Origin of the sequence: Collinsella sp. AM23-17 (assembly GCF_003470945.1) — a bacterium.
GTDB classification, from domain to species: domain Bacteria; phylum Actinomycetota; class Coriobacteriia; order Coriobacteriales; family Coriobacteriaceae; genus Collinsella; species Collinsella aerofaciens_O.
Genome location: NZ_QRHU01000061.1, coordinates 1 through 537, shown reverse-complemented (window position 1 = coordinate 537; position 537 = coordinate 1). Strand labels below are relative to the sequence as shown.

Annotated in this window: 1 protein-coding gene; it reads left to right on the top strand. The window is 50.3% G+C overall.

Going from position 1 to position 537, the window contains the following annotated elements; genetic code table 11:
• Window positions 1-227: hypothetical protein (locus tag DW645_RS10155; RefSeq protein ID WP_233540765.1), on the top strand; the 227-nt coding region annotated here is incomplete at its 5' end.
• Window positions 228-537: the final 310 nt, after the last annotated feature.

Below are 537 nucleotides of genomic sequence, written 5' to 3'. Positions count from 1 at the left end.
AGGGGGAGGCCTCGCGGCCTCCCCCTTTTTTTGCGTTCTATAAGCTAACATTTGCCCTTTCTGTTTTAGGCGTGCTCGGATTGACTTTAGTCGAGGGCATCGTTGTCGCTCGCGGTGAGGTAGAGCCGATCTTTTTGTTTATGTCGCTTTCTGGTGGCGATCAGCCGGCTCCAGGGTTCTGTCGCCACGTATATCCGGACGGATCTTTTGCTCCTTATTTCCAGTAAATCAATTAAGGGGCGTTGTTTCAATCAAATAAACTCCGCCAGCGGGGGCTCTATCTAATTAGTGATAGAGCCCCCGCTGGCGTTTTATAGGTTTGTTAACGTTGTCCTTCAATTTATGATGGGCTAACTAGCGGAGACCGACGAGGGTATAAAGATGATATGTCTACAGTGGACAGCAAGATTCCCGAGGTCATACGGTCTGTCCGAGGTTTATGACCATATGTGCGACTCTGAGCAACTCGGAGCCCAGTTAATTAATTTGTGAACAAAATATGGAGTGCGCGATTCCCGCCCCCGGCGCCCCTCCGGT